The 18,466-nt window shown below is 66.2% G+C and carries 16 protein-coding genes; 11 read left to right on the forward strand and 5 right to left on the reverse strand.

Features of this window, described 5'->3' with window-relative positions; translation table 11 throughout:
* Positions 1-22 precede the first annotated feature (22 nt).
* Entirely contained in the window at positions 23-883 is an 861-nt protein-coding gene (locus tag LY622_RS07655; RefSeq protein ID WP_234290351.1) for a PEP-CTERM/exosortase system-associated acyltransferase, read from the forward strand.
* Here the strand turns inward: LY622_RS07655 and LY622_RS07660 are convergent.
* Genes LY622_RS07660 through LY622_RS07670 form a run of 3 tightly spaced genes read right to left on the reverse strand, consistent with a single transcriptional unit; the run spans position 847 to position 3,305 of the window.
* On the reverse strand, positions 847-1,926 hold the full coding sequence (locus tag LY622_RS07660; protein WP_234290352.1) for a DUF3541 domain-containing protein: 1,080 nt from the start codon (positions 1,924-1,926) through the stop codon (positions 847-849). The two genes, LY622_RS07655 and LY622_RS07660, sit on opposite strands and share 37 nt — an antisense overlap.
* Positions 1,919-2,668 (reverse strand): trimeric intracellular cation channel family protein, encoded by a 750-nt coding sequence (locus LY622_RS07665; RefSeq protein WP_234290353.1) that lies wholly within the window; start codon positions 2,666-2,668, stop codon positions 1,919-1,921. Before LY622_RS07665 ends, LY622_RS07660 begins: the two co-directional genes overlap by 8 nt.
* 46 nt (positions 2,669-2,714) lie before the next feature.
* On the reverse strand, positions 2,715-3,305 hold the full coding sequence (locus tag LY622_RS07670) for a helix-turn-helix domain-containing protein (protein WP_234290354.1): 591 nt from the start codon (positions 3,303-3,305) through the stop codon (positions 2,715-2,717).
* A gap of 286 nt (positions 3,306-3,591) precedes the next feature.
* Here LY622_RS07670 and tdh point away from each other — a divergent pair, with 286 nt between their 5' ends.
* From tdh to proX, 5 genes are all read left to right on the forward strand, one after another.
* Entirely contained in the window at positions 3,592-4,620 is a 1,029-nt protein-coding gene (gene tdh, locus LY622_RS07675; RefSeq protein WP_234290355.1) for an L-threonine 3-dehydrogenase, read from the forward strand.
* A 1-nt stretch (position 4,621) separates the two neighbouring features.
* A complete protein-coding gene (kbl, locus tag LY622_RS07680; protein ID WP_234290356.1) occupies positions 4,622-5,812 on the forward strand; it encodes a glycine C-acetyltransferase in 1,191 nt (396 codons plus the stop codon).
* A gap of 162 nt (positions 5,813-5,974) precedes the next feature.
* Positions 5,975-7,231, forward strand: coding sequence for a quaternary amine ABC transporter ATP-binding protein (locus tag LY622_RS07685; RefSeq protein ID WP_234290357.1), 1,257 nt, complete (start codon positions 5,975-5,977; stop codon positions 7,229-7,231).
* Positions 7,228-8,121, forward strand: coding sequence for an ABC transporter permease (locus tag LY622_RS07690; protein WP_234290358.1), 894 nt, complete (start codon positions 7,228-7,230; stop codon positions 8,119-8,121). Before LY622_RS07685 ends, LY622_RS07690 begins: the two co-directional genes overlap by 4 nt.
* Positions 8,122-8,153: 32 nt before the next feature.
* Entirely contained in the window at positions 8,154-9,191 is a 1,038-nt protein-coding gene (proX, locus tag LY622_RS07695) for a glycine betaine/L-proline ABC transporter substrate-binding protein ProX (protein ID WP_234290359.1), read from the forward strand.
* A gap of 38 nt (positions 9,192-9,229) precedes the next feature.
* Here proX and LY622_RS07700 read toward each other — a convergent pair whose 3' ends face one another.
* Positions 9,230-10,276: a DUF21 domain-containing protein gene (locus LY622_RS07700; RefSeq protein ID WP_234290360.1), complete on the reverse strand. Its 1,047-nt coding sequence runs from the start codon at positions 10,274-10,276 to the stop codon at positions 9,230-9,232.
* A 24-nt stretch (positions 10,277-10,300) separates the two neighbouring features.
* On the reverse strand, positions 10,301-10,846 hold the full coding sequence (gene copM, locus LY622_RS07705) for a CopM family metallochaperone (RefSeq protein ID WP_234290361.1): 546 nt from the start codon (positions 10,844-10,846) through the stop codon (positions 10,301-10,303).
* A 107-nt stretch (positions 10,847-10,953) separates the two neighbouring features.
* Between copM and LY622_RS07710 the strand changes: the two genes are divergently transcribed.
* The 5 genes from LY622_RS07710 to ugpC all read left to right on the forward strand — a co-directional run bounded on the left by LY622_RS07710 (position 10,954) and on the right by ugpC (position 18,459).
* On the forward strand, positions 10,954-11,415 hold the full coding sequence (locus LY622_RS07710; protein WP_234290362.1) for an NfeD family protein: 462 nt from the start codon (positions 10,954-10,956) through the stop codon (positions 11,413-11,415).
* Between the two features lie 113 nt (positions 11,416-11,528).
* Complete coding sequence (locus tag LY622_RS07715) at positions 11,529-12,578, forward strand: SPFH domain-containing protein (RefSeq protein ID WP_234290416.1); 1,050 nt, start codon at positions 11,529-11,531, stop codon at positions 12,576-12,578.
* A gap of 289 nt (positions 12,579-12,867) precedes the next feature.
* On the forward strand, positions 12,868-15,573 hold the full coding sequence (gene malT / locus LY622_RS07720; RefSeq protein ID WP_234290363.1) for an HTH-type transcriptional regulator MalT: 2,706 nt from the start codon (positions 12,868-12,870) through the stop codon (positions 15,571-15,573).
* A 121-nt stretch (positions 15,574-15,694) separates the two neighbouring features.
* On the forward strand, positions 15,695-17,356 hold the full coding sequence (locus LY622_RS07725; protein ID WP_234290364.1) for an alpha-amylase family glycosyl hydrolase: 1,662 nt from the start codon (positions 15,695-15,697) through the stop codon (positions 17,354-17,356).
* Positions 17,344-18,459 (forward strand): sn-glycerol-3-phosphate ABC transporter ATP-binding protein UgpC, encoded by a 1,116-nt coding sequence (gene ugpC, locus LY622_RS07730; protein ID WP_234290365.1) that lies wholly within the window; start codon positions 17,344-17,346, stop codon positions 18,457-18,459. The genes LY622_RS07725 and ugpC overlap by 13 nt, the downstream gene beginning before the upstream one ends.
* Positions 18,460-18,466 lie beyond the last annotated feature (7 nt).

The following is an 18,466-nucleotide window of genomic DNA, read 5'->3' on the forward strand; positions in this document are numbered from 1 at the left end:
CAGGAAAGGATACCGGTGAGACATGACCAACAACACAACAAGAACGGCACCGCACCTGGATCATAACGGCCCGATGTCGGCCTTCGCCAAGCAGTTCCGGTTCACGATCGCCAATGACAAGGAGTCCCGCTACCGAGCCTACGCCCTGCGGCACAAGGTCTTTCGCCAGGAGCTGAACTACGACCTGGGGGAAAATACCGATATCCCGTTCGAGAACGATGCCCACGACAAGCATGCCATTCTCTGCCTGCTCAACCACCTCCCCAGCGGAACCGATGCCGGTTGCCTGAGGGTGGTGCTGATTCCCGGCAGTGCGACGCCGCCACTCGACACACTGCCGCTCGAGAGTAGTTGCGGATATAGCCTCGACCACCCGCGGCTGCACCCCGACCTATTCCACCGGTCCACGATCTGCGAAGTCTCCCGCCTCGCCGTCCATCCGGCATTCCGCAGGAGCAAGGATTGCGCCCTCGGCTTGAACGAGCACGACATACAACAGCTCTCGGGCCATGACGTCAAACCCTTCTCACCGCTGCTGGGGCTGAGCCTGTTTCTCGCCGCCACTGCCATTGTCGGACTGTCGGAGAGACGCCATGTGTTCGCCATGATGGAGCCACGCTTCTCGCGCCTGCTGAAGATGTCGGGCCTGGCCTTTAACAAGGTAGGCCGCGTGATCGACTACTGCGGTCCCCGAGCCGCCTACTATATCGACCAGCACCAGGCCGAACGGGACATGCACGACACCTTGCGACCCTTGTATCGACATATCCTGACCGAATTGAGACCCCAGCTTGACGAAGCCCCCGCACGAAGACTGATCGCCACCCCCTCCAGCCACGCCACCGATCAAAGCCCCATCAGTGACAGGTCAGGCCCGGGGTAGAGCCTGCCCGGCCAGCGCAGCACCATGATCGCCAGCACGTTGCGATGCTCCCCCCGCGCCAGATCGGCCGACCCCGCGGTTGAGGGAATGATGCCGGACTGGGGATCGATGGCCGCCACCAGTGAGTCGCGTATCCGGCCAACAGCAGGATGCTCCTCCTGCCCGGCCAGCAGGAAGCTCAGCGCCACTTCGGCCTGGATGTCCTCGGTGGCGCTGGCCAGAATCCTGTCGATGTCCTCCGCAAAGGACTCGAGTATCCAGACATAGTCCTGCGGATCCACCCAGCGTTGATAATAACGGCTCGAAGCGATCACGAAGTGGGTCATGCCGTAGAGCTTGTTGTGATACTCCGCCTCGTCAAGCCAAGCGGCGCTACCGCCGGGGTATTGGCGACGAAAGGAGGCCACCACCTGCTCACGCAGGTCGGCGATGCCGAGCTGGTGGAGGAAGTAGACCTGGTTGGCCACCTGGGCGGCATAGATACCCATGACATCGGCATCGGTCAGGAAGTGCTCCCATGCCACACCGGCCAGGTAGTCGAGCGCTCGTTCGTGATGTGCTATTGCCGACGTGCCCAGCAGGCCATAGTAATCGGCCTGTGCCAATCGAAAGAGCAGCTGGCGGGCGAAGGGAATCTCGCCCCACTCGGCCAGCATTGCCCGCCGGGCCCGCTGCTTCGCGGTACGCTGCGGATAGCTCTCGACGATCTGGCGGCTGCGTACGGCGGCATAATCAGGGTCGGCCAGCCCTTCGATATCGTCTCGCAGCTGTTGCACCAGACGCCGACCGTGCTCATGAGCGATCTCCCGATACCGCGGCTCCCCGGTGATGCGGTAGAGCCTCTGGGCATAGTGCCGCTGCTTGGCCATGGACAGCTCGGGTAGCGCTGCCTCATAGACCGCCTGAATCGCCAGGCCCGCCTCGCGATGACGCTCACTCTCGACCTCCGTCGGTGCGGCGGCGCAGCCCGCCAGCAGCAGCACGAGCAGCCATCCATACCAGAACGCGGCCCGGGGCCAGGGGTAATGGCGTCGCTCAGTCATCTCTCTCTCCTCGGCTGTTCCCGCCGCGCTTCTGGCGAATCATCCTGACCCTCGCCTTGGTTCGAGTCGGTGGCGGTGGCGTCTCGTCATGCCCCGCTTCATCCTTGGCCGGTGCCGGGGGCGCTATCTCCACCCAGGCGAACACCGGCAGCGACAGCCGCCAATAGATGGCCGCCAGCCGCAAGCCAAGCGTCATCAGCAGCGCCAGGGAGATCGTCAAGGCCCAGGGAGCCTCGAGCCCATAGAGCACGACATAGGTAATGCCGCCGGCAATGGAGGCCGTGGCATAGATCTCCTGGCGCAGCACCATGGGTACCTGGTGCGCCAGGACATCTCGCACCATGCCGCCGGCCACCCCCGTCAACAGCCCCATCAGCACCGCCACCGCGCCGGGCGTACCGAGCTGCAGGGCCTTGTGGGTGCCGATAGCGGTGAACAGCGCCAGGCCGAAGGCGTCGGCCACCGGCAGGAAGATGCGTGACAGACGGTGAATGTAATGAAAGCCGATGATCGAAACCCCGACGGTGGCCAGGATCACCCAGAGATAGGTGGGGTCCGCCACCCAGAAGACAGGGCGCACGCCCAGCACCAGGTCACGCAGGGTGCCACCGCCGATGCCGGTCACCGCCGCCAGCACCAGCATGCCGAAGGGATCCATCCGCGAGCGACAGGCGAGTATCACGCCCGAGAGTGCGAAGACGATCACCCCCGCCATGTCCAGCCAGTAAACCATGCTCGTCAACGCTTGCCTCCTTTCCTGCCCACGGGCGCGCTAGCAGCGCGGCGCCTCACTGATAGGTCACGACCAGGAAGCCCACCAGCTCGTCATCGCCGCTGTTCTCGATGGTGTGCTCCAGGTCGGCATGGTAGTGCGCCGAGTCGCCGGGGCTCAGTACACAGTCATTGTCGCCGGCCTGTACCCGTGCCCTTCCCTGGGTAATGGTCAGCAGCTCGCGGGTGCCCTCGAAGTGGGGTGCACTGTGCAGGCGTGCCCGGGGGGCGATGCGGATCTCGTAGAACTCCACATTCTTTTCCAGGTGCAGGGGGGAGAGGGTACGAATCCGGCACTCCTGATCGTCGCGGAAGAGCTGGCTGGTATCGTCGCTGCGCACCAGCTCGATGCGCGATGCCGCCCAGGGCTGGTCCACCAGCTCACCGATATTCAACCCGAACGCCTGGGCGATGCGCAGGGTAACCGCCAGGGTGGGGTTGGCCCGGCCACGCTCGATCTGGCTGAGCATCGAGCGGCTGACTCCCGAAGCCGCGGCTAGCTGCTCCAGCGTGAGCCCGCGCTTCTTGCGCAGCTCGATCACGCGGCTCGAAAGGACCTGGCTGCCCGCTTCACCCTGCGGATCGGCTGCTGTCGTTCTGTCGTTCAACACCACACTCCTCTATACCGATACCTATGACCGCGACTCATCACTACTGCCTAGTACGGCGACACAGCACTGCTGCCTATGGACGGAGCCTAAAGCCACGACAAATTCCACCATAAGGGAATTTAGTCTTGCATGATGGATATATTCTGCGATACTGGATTTACATCCCTTATAGTAAACGCCCTGGCTTGAATTGCCAGCACACTCGCACAAGCCACGACCCAGAAGCCGCATTTCGACAAGCCACTCACCGACAAAACATCATCGACAAACAAAAGGTAGAGACATGAAAGCACTGGTCAAGAAAGAGGCCGCACCGGGCCTCTGGCTGGAAGACGTTCCGGACCCCGAGCTCGGTATCAACGACGTCCTGATCAAGGTGAAGCGTACTGCCATCTGCGGTACCGACATGCATATCTACAATTGGGACAGCTGGGCCCGGAAGACCATCCCGACCCCCATGGTGGTGGGCCACGAGTTCGTCGGCGAGATCGTCGAGGTCGGCTCCAACGTGAATGACTTCAAGCCGGGCCAGATCGTTTCCGGTGAAGGCCACGTGGTCTGTGGGCGCTGCCGCAACTGCCTGGCCGGGCGCCGCCACCTCTGCGCCTTCACCAGCGGGATCGGCGTCAACCGGCCCGGCGCCTTCGCCGAGTACGTGGCCCTGCCCATGTCAAACGTCTGGGAGCACGCCCCGGGCATCGACCTGGACGTGGCCGCGCTGTTCGACCCGCTGGGCAATGCCGTACACACGGCCCTGCAGTATGACCTGCTGGGCGAGGACGTACTGATTACCGGTGCCGGCCCCATCGGCGCCATGGCGGCGGCGGTGTGCCGCCATGCCGGCGCACGCCATGTGGTGATCACCGACCTCAACCCCGAGCGCCTGGCACTGGCCGCTCGCCTTGGCGCCACTCGCACGGTGGACGTCCGCCACGAGAGCCTGGCCGAGGTTCAGCGCGACCTGGGCCTCAGCGAAGGCTTCGACGTCGGCCTGGAGATGTCCGGCAGCCCCGCCGCCTTCCGCGACATGCTCGCCAACATGTGCCACGGCGGCAAGGTGGCAATGCTCGGCATCCCCACCGAGGAGATCGCCATCGACTGGAACACGGTGATCTTCAACATGCTGACGCTGAAGGGCATCTATGGCCGTGAGATGTACGAGACCTGGTACAAGATGTCGGTCATGATCGAATCCGGCCTCGATATCTCCCCGGTAATCACCCATCGCCTGCCCTTCACCGAGTTCCAGCACGGTTTCGATGCCATGCTGTCCGGCGAGGCCAGCAAAGTCGTTCTGAACTGGGAGTCATGACATGTACGGAGCCTTTCAACAGCATCTGCAGCACGAACTCGACGCCATCCAGGAGGCGGGCCTCTACAAGCATGAGCGCCAGCTGACCACGCCCCAGGGGGCCCATGTCGGCATCAACCAGGGTCGCGAGGTGCTCAACCTCTGCGCCAACAACTACCTGGGCCTGGCCCAGCACCCCGAGGTCAATGCCGCCGCCAGGGCCGGCCTCGACAAGTGGGGCTACGGACTGGCATCGGTGCGTTTCATCTGCGGCACCCAGAGCCTGCACAAGCAGCTGGAAGAGAAGCTCAGCGCGTTTCTGGGCACCGAGGATACGATCCTCTACCCCTCCTGCTTCGATGCCAACGGCGGCCTGTTCGAGACCCTGCTCGGCGCAGAAGACGCCGTGATCTCGGACGAACTCAACCATGCCAGCATCATCGACGGCGTGCGGCTCAGCAAGGCGAAGCGCTATCGCTACCGCAACCGCGACATGGCCGACCTGGAAGCGCAGCTCAAGGCCGCCGATCGCGACGGCGCACGCTTCAAGCTGATCACCAGCGACGGGGTCTTCTCCATGGATGGCTATATCGCCCCGCTCGACGAGATCTGCGATCTGGCCGAGCGCTATGGTGCCCTGGTGCACTTCGACGACTGCCATGCCACCGGCTTCGTCGGGGACGGCGGCCGCGGCACCCACGAGTTCCGTGGCTGCATGGACCGCGTGGACATCACCACCGGCACCCTGGGCAAGGCGCTGGGCGGCGCCAGCGGCGGCTATACCAGCGGCAAGCGCAAAATCGTCGAACTGCTGCGCCAGCGTTCGCGCCCCTATCTGTTCTCCAATACCGTGGCCCCGCCGGTGGTGGCCGGCGCCCTGAAGGCGCTGCAACTGGCCGGCGAGTCCGAAGCGCTGCGCGAGCGGCTCAGGGAGAACACGGCGCTCTTCCGTTCCGGCCTGGAGTCGCTGGGCTTCGAACTGCTGCCCGGCGAGCACCCCATCGTGCCGGTGATGCTTCACGACGCCACCGTGGCCGCCCGCTTCGCCGAGGAAATGCTCAAGGAGGGCGTCTACGTGATTGCCTTCTCCTTCCCCGTGGTGCCCAAGGGCCGTGCCCGCATCCGTACCCAGATGTCGGCGGCGCTGACCCGCGACGACCTGGAATTCGCCCTGGCCGCCTTCGGGCGCGTGAAAGAGCGCCTGGGGCTCTAAACCGGAATCCATGCAGGTGAATCTATTTACGCTACCCTTTTTCGTATCAGGTAATTAATAGCGAGGCCGCTCACCTCTTGAACACCGCGGCACTGTCGAGGAACTGCCGAGGAATTACCGAGACAGTACCGAGACAGTGCCGAAGAAGCAGGAGGACCCGGTTTGATACGCGCAGAGGGTGTCACCAAGATCTTCGGCTCGGCCCCGTCAACGGCGCTGCCGCTTATGGAGGCGGGCAAGGGCAAGAGTGAGATTCAGGCTGAGACAGGCCAGGTGGTGGGGGTTCACGGCGTCAGTTTCACCCTGGAGCCCGGTGAGGTGTTCGTCATCATGGGGCTCTCGGGCAGCGGCAAGTCGACCCTGATTCGCTGCATCAACCGGCTCTTCGAACCCACCGCCGGGCACATCTTCTTCCAGCATCCCGACGAGGGGGAGCTCGACATCACCCGCCTCTCGGACGAGCGCCTGCGCCTGCTGCGCAAGTACCACATGAGCATGGTCTTCCAGCATTTCGCGCTCTTTCCCCACCGCAGCGTGCTCGACAATGTGGCCTACGGCCTGGAGGTCCAGGGCAAACCGCGTGAGGAACGCCAGCGCCACGCCCAGGAGATGCTGGAGATGGTCGGGCTCGGCGACTGGGGCCAAGCCTACCCGTCCGAGCTCTCCGGGGGCATGCAGCAGCGGGTCGGGCTGGCCCGGGCGCTGGCCACCGACGCCAGGGTGCTGCTGATGGACGAGCCCTTCTCGGCCCTGGACCCATTGATCAAGGTCAACATGCAGCAGGAGCTGAAGAGGATTCAGGCGCGGCTCGGTCGCACCATCCTGTTCATCACCCACGACCTGGACGAGGCCATGCACATTGGCGATCACATCGCCATCATGGAAGAGGGCCAGGTGGTCCAGCTCGGTACCCCCGAAGATATCCTGGTCAACCCGCGAACCGAGTACGTGGCCCGCTTCGTCGAGCACGCCGACCCCACCGGGGTCATCACCGCCGGCACCATTGCCCTGCCCTTCGACAGCCAGGCCTTCACGACCCAGAGCGAGAGCGACGGCTTGCGCTTTGTCGCCGCAAACGACCTGACGGAGCTGCACTATGGCCTGGACGACCAGGGCCGGCTGCACGAGGCCCGGCTGGGCGAGCAAAGGCTCGAGATCCGCTCGCTCGAAGAGGTGCTCGAAAGCGAGGCACGCGGCGCCCGCCGTGCGGATCTGCTGATGCACTGCCCACGCGAGACAGTGCTGCGTCAGGTGCTGCGCGGCCGCACCCGCACCGCGCTGCCGACGCTGGTGACCAACGCCGAGGGCCGCGTCACCGGCTTGATCGACGAGCCCCAGCTGATCCGCGGCATCCTCGAAAAGCGCGGGCCAAGCCCCGACAGTGAGCCGCAGCCCGCAGCAGAGGAGGCGTCATCATGAGCGAGTTCCTCGAATTCCTGCGCCAGTTGATCACCGATCCGTTCGGGCTGCTCGACGCCCTGCCGGTGCGACAGTGGATCACCGACGCGGTCAACTGGATCGTCGGCAACTTCCGCGACTTCTTCCGGACCTATGTCAGCCCGCCGGTGCGGGGCGTCATGGGATTCATCCAGACGATCCTGGCGGCCATCCCTCCCGGCCTGTTCCTGATCGGTATCTTCCTGATCGGCTGGTGGGCCGCCACCTGGCGGGTAGGGCTGTTCAGCCTGATCGCCTTCGCCCTGGTAGGCTTCATGGGCGTCTGGGATGCGCTGGTGGTCACCCTCTCGCTGGTCGCCACAGCGGTGCTGTTCTGCATGCTGATCGGCCTTCCGCTGGGCATTCTCTGTTCGCGCAGCGACCGTTTCGCCAACGCGATGCGTCCGGTGCTCGACATCATGCAGACCACCCCGCCCTTCGTCTATCTGGTACCCGCGGTGATGCTGTTCAGCATCGGTAACGTGCCGGGGCTGATAGCTACCATCATCTTCGCCATGCCACCGATGATCCGGCTTACCAACCTGGGCATCCGCCAGGTGCGTCAGGAGTACATCGAAGCCGCGGTGGCCTTCGGCTCCACCCCGCGCCAGATCCTGTGGAAGGTGCAGTTTCCCCTGGCCCTGCCGACCATCATGGCCGGGCTCAACCAGACCATCATGCTGGCACTGTCGATGGTGGTGATCGCCGCCATCATCGGGGCCGGCGGCCTCGGCCTCGAGGTCTACGCCGGCCTGGAGCGGCTCAATATCGGCCAGGCCTTCGTCGGCGGCATCGGTATCGTGCTGCTGGCCATGGTCCTGGACCGGATCACCCAGGGACTGGGCGAGAAGGCGCCCGGCAAGGGCAAGTAGTCCCGGTTGAAAATATGAACAGGAGGCATGTCATGCACAGCACAACGACACTGCAACATCCGCTGAAGCACGCCACCCTGGCCCTGTCGGCCGCCTGCGCCCTGGGGTTAGCCACCCAGGCCATAGCGGAGACCGACCGCCCCGGCGAAGGCGTATCGGTACAGCCAGCCGTGGCGAGCTGGACCTCGGCGGTCCCCGTGAGCTGGGCGTTCGTCGAACTCCTCGAGGAGCTCGGCTACGATGTCCAGACTCCCATTTCGCTCTCCAACCCGGTCGCCTACCTGGCGATCAGCGAAGGCGATGCCGACTACTGGCCCAACGGCTGGTTTCCGCTGCACGACCCGCAGCTGCCAGACAATTTCAGCGACGTCGCCACCCTCTTCGATCCCCACTGCCCGGCATGCGGCATCCAGGGCTATCTGGTGGATACCCCCTCAATCGAGGAGTACGGCATCACCGGGATCGACGACTTCACCCGCGACGAGGTCAAGGCCGCCTTCGACGCCACCGGCGACGGCAAGGCCGACCTGTTCGGCTGCCCGCCGGGGTGGGGCTGCCACGAGGGCATCAACGCCATGCTCGACAAGTTCGAGCTGCGCGACCATATCAATCACGTGGATGCCGGCTATGCCGCCAACTTCGCCGAGGCGCTGTCGCGCATCCAGGCCGGCGAACCGGCACTCTATTACACCTGGGGGCCCAGCGCCTGGCTGCTCTCCCTGGTGCCCGGCAATGACGTGATGTGGATCAATGCCCCGGGCATCGTCGAGGACGAGGCCGAGCGGGCTGAAGGCGTCGAGGGCGCGGTCAGCGATCCCATCGAGATGGGCTTCGTTGCCGCCGATATTCAGGTTGCGGCCAACAACAACTTCCTCGAGGCCAACCCGGCCGCCGCCGAGCTGTTCCGCCAGGTGCGGTTGCCGCTGGAGTGGATCAGCGAAGTGGACGGTGCCATGGACGAGCAGGACCTCACCGATGCCCAGGTCCGGCCACTGGTCGCCGAATGGATCGCCGACAACCGCGATACCGTCGACGAGTGGCTGTCAGCCGCCCGCAGTGCCGCCGAATAAACCCCGGAGCATCGCTCGCCGGTATCGGCACTGCGCCATCATAAGAGGCCCCTCAGCGCCCCTGCCCCTTCGGCGGGGGCGTTTTTCACGATGCCGCGCAGGAGGCGGCCAAGCACGTCGGAGCCGGTAAGGATGCGCTTCTCATCGGCCCAGAGCAGGATGACATCCTCGTCGAGCACGTCATCCTGTCGATGGCTGGCATGGACCCGAAAGCGCCCGATGACCTCGCCCAAAGGCACGCTGGGGTCGCGTACGACGATGGGCCTATGGCAGTGGGCCAGCGGCGTGAAGGGATCGGGGTCGAACAGCGCCGCACGCAGGAACGCGTCGGTATCGATCACGAGCCGCGGCTCGCCGGCGGCGTCCACCACTACCGCGCGGCTCTTGCCGCTGACCTGCAGGGACCGCAGGAAATCGTCGTGGCGGGTTCGCTGGATCTCGGGAAAGATCGGCTTGTCGCCGTGGAAAGGCAGGACGACGATGCTGTCGGGGTCCAGCACCTCCCCCTCACGCCCCAGGGGCACATCGTCCAGCATGAGGAAGTTCATGGCACCGCGCCCCTCCACCCGGTCGATCTCGGTTTCGGTGGACTCCATGTGGAGCCGGATCAGCTGATGCAGGTCCCGCTCCCTGAAGAAGGGTATCGCTTCCGGCCCCAGCCAGCGGTCCAGCACCCAGGCGGTCGGACGCGCCACCGGCCACAGCAGCAGCTGGTAGAAGCGCACCATCGGTGCCAGCAGGGAGGCCATGCGCAGCGCATGCCGGGAGAAGAACGCCTGGGGCAGGATCTCGGCCCAGAGCGTGATCACCACCGTGGAGAACAGGAACGCCACCATGGCCCCCATCACCGAGCCGGAGAGCAGCGCCAGCAGCACATTGACCGCGACATTGCCCCAGAGGATGGTGACCAGCAGGAAGTTGGCATCCTGCCGCAGGCGATGTACCTGACGGGCCTGTCGATTGCCCTTGCGGGCCTCGAGCTCCAGCTCCAGCTTGTTGATCGAGAAGAAGGCCAGGTTCAGCCCCGAGAACATCGCCGACTGGGCCAGGCACAGTGCGATACCGATCCAGGTCAGCAGGGTCATCGGGGCGGGCCCTCGTTGTGAATGTCAGTCGACCTCGTAGCCGTGCTGCACGAGCCAGTCGCGCAGGAAGGCGATCTCCTCCTCCTGGGCCTCGATGACCTCGCGAGCCAGGTCGCGGATCGCCTGGTCCTCGCCGTGGAGCAGCACGACATTGGCCATGTCGATGGCACCCTGATGATGCGGGATCATCCCACGGGCGAAGTCGGCATCGGCATCGCCGGTGAAGTCGATCGACATGTCTTCATGCATGCGTCGATTGACCTCGTGATAGGCCTGCACGGCCTCATTGTCGGCATGCTCGTCTTCATCGTGCATCGCATGCTCATGATCGTGGCCGTTATCGTTGCCGTGGTGGGCCGGCTGCTCGTCACCCTCGAGCACATCATCGTCGGAGGCCTCGACCTCGCCATCATCCCCTTGCGCTTCGGCCTGCCCGGACTCGGCCTGCTGGATCCGCTCCTGTGCCTGAGCCTCCTCTTCCCCGGCCATGACGGGTGCCGCCAGCAAGGCGCTCCCGGCCAGGATGACGGCCAGCGCCGAAAGGGGGCGTACTACCAGGGTGTGTGACATGGTGCTCTCCTATAACATGGGCAACACGGATATCGTAAAGCCTTGGGCGGCGCACAGGTCAAATCCCTGTCGCTCCTTGGCCCATCAAACACGACACAGAGACTATCATGGACTGGAATCCTGCCCTGATCTGGGTTGCCATCGCCCTGCTGCTGGGCCTGGCGGAGCTCTCTTCCGGGGGCCTTGTGCTATTGGCGCTGGCAGCGGCAGCCGTGTTGACGTCGGCACTGGCCGCCCTGGGGCTATCGCTTCCCTGGCAGTTGCTGGGGATGGGCGTTTTCTCGGGGCTGCTTGTGCCCTTGGCCGTCATGGTCATTCGCCCCTGGTTCTCGCCTCGCGGCGTCGCCTACGGCACCACCGGTACCGGCGTGGAGAAGGGGCATACCTACACGACACTCAGGCGTGATTTCGATGGCGCCAGCGGGGTCAAGGTCAACGGCGATTTCTACCGCCTGCGCGTCGATGAAACCGGCGAGACCGACCTACCCGAAGGTACCCTGGTCGTCTTCAAGCAGTTCGACGGCACCACGGCCATCGTCAGCCACTGCCAGAAGCACCAGAAGAAGTAGGACGCGACGCTTCATTCACGCCACGTCCACCAAGAAACAATCCCCTCGAAGACCTTTCAACGCGTCATCACCAACACGCACTCGCCAAAGACAAGGAGCAGTACATCGTGAACATGGACCTTCCCTTCAGCCCCGGGCTGATACTCACCCTGATCATCGTCGTCATCGGCATCCTGATCATCGCCAAGGGGCTGGTGATCGTGCGCCAGTCCGAGGTGATGGTCATCGAGCGCCTGGGGTCGTTCAACCGGCTGCTGGAAAGCGGCATCAATATCATCATCCCCTTCATCGAGCAGCCCCGCGCCATCACCATGGTTCGCTATCGCAAGATGGGCGAGGACTATCACCCGATCACCAGCAGCGAAGTCCGTATCGATCGCCGTGAGACGGTGATGGATTTCCCGGGCCAGCCGGTGGTGACCACCGACAACGTCACGGTGAACATCAACGGCGCGCTCTACTACCAGATCATCGATCCCAAGCGCGCCGTCTATGAAGTGGAGAACATGAGCCAGGCGGTGGAGGTGCTGGCCAAGACCACGCTGCGCTCGGTGGTCGGCAAGATGGAACTCGACAAGCTGTTCGAGTCCCGTGCCGAGGTCAACAACGAGATCCAGGCCGCCATGGAAGAAGCCGCCTCCAAGTGGGGGGTGAAGATCTCGCGGGTCGAAGTGCAGGACATCGCCATGCCCGAAGAGGTGGAGTCCGCCATGCGCCTGCAGATGGCCGCCGAGCGCAAGCGCCGTGCCACCGTTACCGAAGCCGAGGGGGAGAAGTCCGCCGCCATCGCCATGGCCCAGGGCCAGCGCGAGTCGGCGATCCTCAACGCCCAGGGCGACAAGGAATCCGCCATCCTGCGCGCCCAGGGCGAACAGGAGTCGATCAAGCTGGTACTCAGCGCCATCGGCGACAGCGACGAGCACAAGCGCACCGTCGTGGGCTACCTGCTCGGCCAGAGCTACATCAAGGGGCTGCCCAACATGGCCAAGAACGGCGAGCGGGTCTTCGTGCCCTACGAGTCCTCCGCCCTGCTCGGCTCCATGGGCATGTTCCGCGAGATGGCCGGTTCACCGGAAGACGCCGTCTCCCGGCATCTTCGGTCCAGCGACAACCAGAGCGGTCTGCGCGGCGGCATCGTCGGCGGAGGTGGCAGCGCCGCCTGATCGAAGCGACACGCAGCACAGGGAGCGGGCCCACTGGCTGACGCCAGTCAGCCAAGCCGGCTCTCGCTGCGCCAGGCGCGATGCAGCACACGTGCAGGACATCCGGTGCCCGCCCCCGGCACCGGATATCCGAGCTTCTCCATCACATCCCTGTGATGTCTCCCGTCTCTCCATGGCGTGCCACCACAGCGGCCACTACGACCTTGGTCTCACTCTCCCCCACCCAGTGGCTCAGCTAGGCATACTGGCAGACCTGAAACGTTAAAGACTCCTCTGCTTCCGAGACGCCATGCCGCTGCTCCAGGAAAAGCTCGCCCCGCCGCCGCTGCCACCCTGCGTGGTGGCGAGGCCGCGCCTCAACGACCGTTTCGCGCTCGACGAACGGGTGCGCCTGCTGGTGGTACAGGCGCCGCCGGGGTATGGCAAGAGCACCCTGGTGGCCGAGCGGCTGCCGGCCCTGGAGCAGCACGCCGCCTGGCTGCGCCTGGAGCGGCGCGACGACACCCCGGCGCGCTTTTCCGCCTATTTCCATGCCGCGCTGGCACGGCTGCTGGACGATGCCGTCTCCCTGCCGGCCCTCGACGCGGCAGCCCCCCTCGCCCAGCAGTGCGAGGCGTGGCTGGCGGCGCTGCCCGAGGCGGTGTCACCTCGGCGACTGGTACTCGACGAGGTCGAGCATCTGCGCGACCCCGAGATCCTCGACGCCCTGCAGCTGTGGCTGCGCCACCAGCCGCGCTGGCTGACCCTGACGCTGATCTCGCGCACCCGCCCCGCCCTCGGCCTGGCAGCACTGCGTCTGCGCGGCGAGCTGGAGGAGATCGGCCTTGCCGAGCTGGCCTTCGACGTCGAGGAGGCACAGACCCTGTGCGCCGAGCAGCTCAGCTTTCCCCCCACCCGGGTCAGCCTGGAGCGGGCCCTGCGCCGCAGCGGCGGCTGGGTGATGGCGCTCACCTGGCTGGTCGAGCGCACCACCACCCGGGCCGGCTTCGACGCCCTGGTCGATCGCCTGAGTGGCGCCCATCCCGACTTCGTGGCCTGGTTCGACGACCTGCTCCACGAACACCTCGACGAGGAAGACCGCCGCCTGCTGCTGCAGCTCGGCGTGCTGGAGCGCTTCTCGCCGGCGCTGGTGGCCCGGCTGCTGGAAGGCGAGCGCCTGACCCAACGGCTTACTTCCCTGGAACAGGCCGGGCTGTTCATCGAGGCGCTCGACCCACACGAGCAGTGGTACCGCTTCCAGCCGCTGTTCGCCGGCTACCTGCACCATCGCCGCCATGAGCTGAGTCTCGATAGCCAGCGCCAGCTGCACCGGCGAGCCAGTCAAGCCTGGCTGGCGCTGGGCGACCCGGCCATGGCACTGGGCCAGGCGACCCAGGCCGAGGCACCAAACGACCTGGCCGCGCTACTCACCTCCCATGGCCCGTCGCTGCTGGCCAACGGCCACGTGGCACGGCTGTCTCACGCACTACAGCAGCTCGGCGAGACGCGCATCGTCACCTCCCCCGAGCTGACCCTGCTCTACGGCTGGGTGACCCACGCCCAGTTCCAGTTCGACCTCACCGCCCGCGCCATCGGCTGGATCGAGGCCCAGCTGGATGCCCCTGACTGGCAGGCCCTGAGCGCCGAGTTCGCCACCCTGCGTGCCCAGCTGGCGATCAACCAGGGCGACGCCGAGCGCGCCGCACCGCTGGCCGAGCAGGCCCTGACGCTACCCGCCCGCTACCTGGCCTCAACGCCGGTGGCCGCCGCGGCGATCCTCACCGAGGCGCGCTTCGTGCTCGGCCACCTCGACGAGTCGCTGGCACGAATTCGCGAGGTGGAACGCGAGGCGGCACGCCTCGGCGACGCCCAGCTGCAGCTCTGGTCGCTGTGCCATCAGTCCGAGACCCTGGTCGCCCAGGGCCGACTGCAGGCCGCCTACGACGTCCAGGAGCGCGCCTTCGCCCACCTCGAGCAGAGTAGCCAGGCGCAGCTGCCGGTGGCGGAATTCCTCTACCGCATCCGCAGCCAGCTGCTGTGGGAGTGGCACCGCCTCGACGACGCCGAGCAGGCGGCGCTGGCCGGCATCGCCGTGCTCGACAGCCAGGGCGAGCGCTGGACCCTGCAATGCCATATCAGCCTCGCCAAGGTGGCCCAGAGCCGCGGCGACCAGGCCCAGTGCGCCGACCATATCCGCCGCCTGCGCAAGATTCTCGCCGAGGGTGACTACCACATCGACTGGGTGGCCAACGCCCACGCCACCCTGCTCGCCTGGTGGCAAGCGACCCACGACCTCGACGCCGTGGCACGCTGGCTGCAGGAAGCGCCCCCCGCCGAGCCGGAACGGGCCAGCAACCACTTCGCTCAGTGCAACGTGCGCAACCACGCCCGCGCCCTGACCCTGCTCGGCCGCTGCGACGAGGCCGAGGCGCTGCTCGAGCGGATCGAGGCCCAAACCGCCCGGCTCGGCCTGGTCACCGATGCCAACCGCAACCAGCTGTGCCTGACCGCCGTGGCCTGGCAGCGCGGCGACCGCAGCGCCGCCCTTGCGCACCTCCATCAGGCACTGACGCTCGCCTCGCGCACCGCCCTGACCGGCAGCTTCCTGCGCCTCGGCCCGCCGCTGGCCGAGCTGCTGCAGGCGCTGCTCGATGGCGGCGAGCTCGACGACCTTGCCCGCCAGCGCGCCACGCGGCTGATCGAACTGGCGTCACGCCAGCGCAACTTCGGCAGCGCCGTGAGGCTGATGCTCGACGAGGCGGTCATCGCCGATATCGTCGCCCGCCCCGACGTACCCGAGCTGATCCGCACCTCGCCGCTGACCCGCCGCGAATGGCAGATCCTCGGCCTGATCCACGCCGGGCTTTCCAACGAGCAGATCGCCGAGCAGCTCTCGGTGGCGCCCACCACGGTCAAGACGCATATCCGCAGCCTCTACCAGAAGCAGAACATCCGCCGCCGCGAGGAGGCCATCGCCCTGGCCGGCGAGCTGCTGGCACGCATCCAGGGCGACTAGCCCACCTCCTCCCCCCCTCTACGCCGTCTCCTCCGCCACCGGGAGGATTTCACCCACCCCCGCGCCGCGCACCATGGCCATGACGCCTATTCACCTCAAACACAACAAGGAACATGCGCACATGGCACAGGCTTCTCGCTACATAGGCCCCCAGGGCGCCGACTGGTGGCGCGGCGCGGTGATCTACCAGATCTATCCACGCAGCTTCATGGACAGCCGCGGCGATGGCATCGGTGATCTGCAGGGGGTGATCGACCAGCTCGACTACATCGCCTCCCTGAACGTCGACGCCATCTGGCTGTCACCCTTCTTCACCTCGCCGATGAAGGACTTCGGCTACGACATCAGCGACTATCGCGACGTCGACCCGATGTTCGGCAGCCTGGAGGACTTCGACCGCCTGGTGGAAGCGGCCCACGCCCGCGGCCTCAGGGTCACCATCGACCAGGTGCTGTCGCACAGCTCCGACCAGCACGCCTGGTTCAGCGAGAGCCGCGCCAGCCGCGACAATCCCAAGGCGGATTGGTACGTGTGGGCCGATGCCCGCGCCGACGGCTCGCCGCCCACCAACTGGCAGTCGGTGTTCGGCGGCTCCAGCTGGCAGTGGGACACGCGTCGCTGCCAGTACTACCTGCACAACTTCCTGGCCAGCCAGCCGGATCTCAACTTCCACAACCCGGCGGTGGTCGAGGCGATCCTCGGCGAGGTGCGCTTCTGGCTGGAGCGAGGCGTGGACGGCTTCCGCCTCGACGCGGTCAACTTCTGCACCCACGGCAAGCTCGAGGACAACCCGCCCCGCGAGGACCTGGCAGAGGGCTTTCTCGGCTTGCGCCCCGACAACCCCTACGGCTTCCAGCGCCACCTTCACGACAAGACCCAGCCGGACAACCTGGCCTTCCTCGAGAAGCTGCGCGCGCTGCTCGACGAGTACCCCGGCACCACCAGCGTCGGCGAGGTCGGCGACGACGACTCGCTGCGGGTGATGGCCGAGTACACCCAGGGCGGCAAGCGGCTGCACATGGCCTACTCCTTCGACCTGCTCGGCGAGCGCCACGACCCGTCCTTCCTGCAGCACACCCTCACCGAAATGGAGCAGCGCATCGATGACGGCTGGCCGTGCTGGGCGCTGGGCAACCACGACGTGGTGCGTCTCGCCACCCGCTGGCAGGCCGCCGACAATCCCGCCGCGCTGCGCCTCTACATGGCCTTCCTGCTCACCCAGCGCGGCAGCGTCTGCCTCTACCAGGGCGAGGAGCTGGGGCTGCCCGAGGCCCAGTTGAGCTTCGAACAGCTGGTCGACCCCGCCGGCATCACCTTCTGGCCGGCCTACAAGGGCCGCGACGGCTGCCGCACGCCTCAACCCTGGGTCGCCGATGCCCGGCACGCCGGCTTCAGCAGCGCCACACCCTGGCTGCCGGTGCCCGTCGAGCACGCCAACCTGGCGGTTGACCGGCAGGATGACGACCCGGCCTCGCTGCTCAACGCCTACCGCGCCTTCCTGGCCTTCCGCCGCGGGCAGCCCGCGCTGGTCAAGGGCGACGTGCGCTACCATTCGCTGCAGGGCGAGGTGATGCGCTTCGAACGACGCTATCAGGGCGAACGCCTGCTGGTGGCCCTCAACTTCGCCGCCACTCCCTGCGAGGTCGCCGCCCCGGCCAGCGCCGAGCCACTGGCGGAAGCCCCGCCGCTGGTCAACGGCCGCTGGCAGAACGGCACCTTGACGCTACCCGCTTACGGCATTGCCATCGCGCGCTGCTCGGAGGACAACCCATGGGACGCCTGACACTGGAAGGGATCGGCAAGGCCTTCGGCGAGGTGGAGATCTCTCGCGACATCGACCTGACCATCGAGGACGGCGAGTTCGTGGTCTTCGTCGGCCCTTCGGGCTGCGGCAAGTCGACCCTGCTGCGCATGATCGCCGGGCTGGAGGACATCACCCAGGGCGAGATGTGCCTGGACGGCGAGCGCATCAACGAGATCCCGCCCCAGGAGCGCGACATCGGCATGGTGTTCCAGTCCTACGCGCTCTATCCGCACATGAGCGTGGCCGAGAACATGGCCTTCGGCCTCAAGCTGGCGCGCACCGACAAGGCCGAGATCCGTCGGCGCGTGCAGCACGCCGCCGAGATGCTGCACCTCAGCGAACTGCTCGAACGCCGCCCCAAGGACCTCTCCGGCGGCCAGCGCCAGCGGGTCGCCATCGGCCGCACCCTGGTCAAGGAGCCGGCGGTGTTCCTGTTCGACGAGCCGCTCTCCAACCTGGATGCGGCGCTGCGGGTCGACATGCGGGTGCAGATCGCCGAGCTGCACAAGCGCCTGCAGGCGACCATGATCTACGTCACCCACGACCAGGTCGAGGCGATGACCCTGGCCGACCGCATCGTGCTGCTCTCCGGCGGCCGCATCGCCCAGGTCGGCGCGCCGCTGTCGCTCTACCACTTCCCCAGGACCCTGGAGGTCGCCGAATTCATCGGCTCACCGCGCATCAACACCCTGAGCGTCGAAGTGCTCGACCCCGGTCGCCTGCATACGGCGGTCCGCCTGCCCGGCGGCGCCACCCTCCAGGTGGCCGTCGACGGTGCCCGGCTCAAGGTCGGCGATCGCGCCACCCTGGGCGTGCGCGCCGAGGACTTCGTCGCCCCGGACCAGGCCGAGGCGACGCTCCAGGCGCGCCTGATGGTCGCCGAGAAGCTCGGCTACGAGACCCTCGCCCACCTGCAGGTGGAAGGGGTCGAGGCGACGCTGACCCATCGCCTCGACGGCCTCGCCCATCTCGACGACCACCAGGCCGTCACCCTCGGCCTTGACGGCGAGCACTGCCACCTCTTCGGTGCCGACGGGGTGGCCTGCCCCAGGCAGGTGCGGATCCCCGGCGTCACCCACTGAGTGCCGC

It is taken from the genome of Halomonas alkalisoli (assembly GCF_021412585.1).
In the GTDB taxonomy this organism is placed as follows: domain Bacteria; phylum Pseudomonadota; class Gammaproteobacteria; order Pseudomonadales; family Halomonadaceae; genus Halomonas; species Halomonas alkalisoli.

Coding starts and splice junctions, on each gene's coding strand:
- LY622_RS07655 (WP_234290351.1), top strand. CDS start 23: ATGACCAACAACACAACAAGAACGGCACCGCACCTGGATCATAACGGC.
- LY622_RS07660 (WP_234290352.1), bottom strand. CDS start 1,926: ATGACTGAGCGACGCCATTACCCCTGGCCCCGGGCCGCGTTCTGGTAT.
- tdh (WP_234290355.1), top strand. CDS start 3,592: ATGAAAGCACTGGTCAAGAAAGAGGCCGCACCGGGCCTCTGGCTGGAA.
- kbl (WP_234290356.1), top strand. CDS start 4,622: ATGTACGGAGCCTTTCAACAGCATCTGCAGCACGAACTCGACGCCATC.
- LY622_RS07690 (WP_234290358.1), top strand. CDS start 7,228: ATGAGCGAGTTCCTCGAATTCCTGCGCCAGTTGATCACCGATCCGTTC.
- proX (WP_234290359.1), top strand. CDS start 8,154: ATGCACAGCACAACGACACTGCAACATCCGCTGAAGCACGCCACCCTG.
- LY622_RS07700 (WP_234290360.1), bottom strand. CDS start 10,276: ATGACCCTGCTGACCTGGATCGGTATCGCACTGTGCCTGGCCCAGTCG.
- copM (WP_234290361.1), bottom strand. CDS start 10,846: ATGTCACACACCCTGGTAGTACGCCCCCTTTCGGCGCTGGCCGTCATC.
- LY622_RS07710 (WP_234290362.1), top strand. CDS start 10,954: ATGGACTGGAATCCTGCCCTGATCTGGGTTGCCATCGCCCTGCTGCTG.
- LY622_RS07715 (WP_234290416.1), top strand. CDS start 11,529: ATGGACCTTCCCTTCAGCCCCGGGCTGATACTCACCCTGATCATCGTC.
- malT (WP_234290363.1), top strand. CDS start 12,868: ATGCCGCTGCTCCAGGAAAAGCTCGCCCCGCCGCCGCTGCCACCCTGC.
- LY622_RS07725 (WP_234290364.1), top strand. CDS start 15,695: ATGGCACAGGCTTCTCGCTACATAGGCCCCCAGGGCGCCGACTGGTGG.
- ugpC (WP_234290365.1), top strand. CDS start 17,344: ATGGGACGCCTGACACTGGAAGGGATCGGCAAGGCCTTCGGCGAGGTG.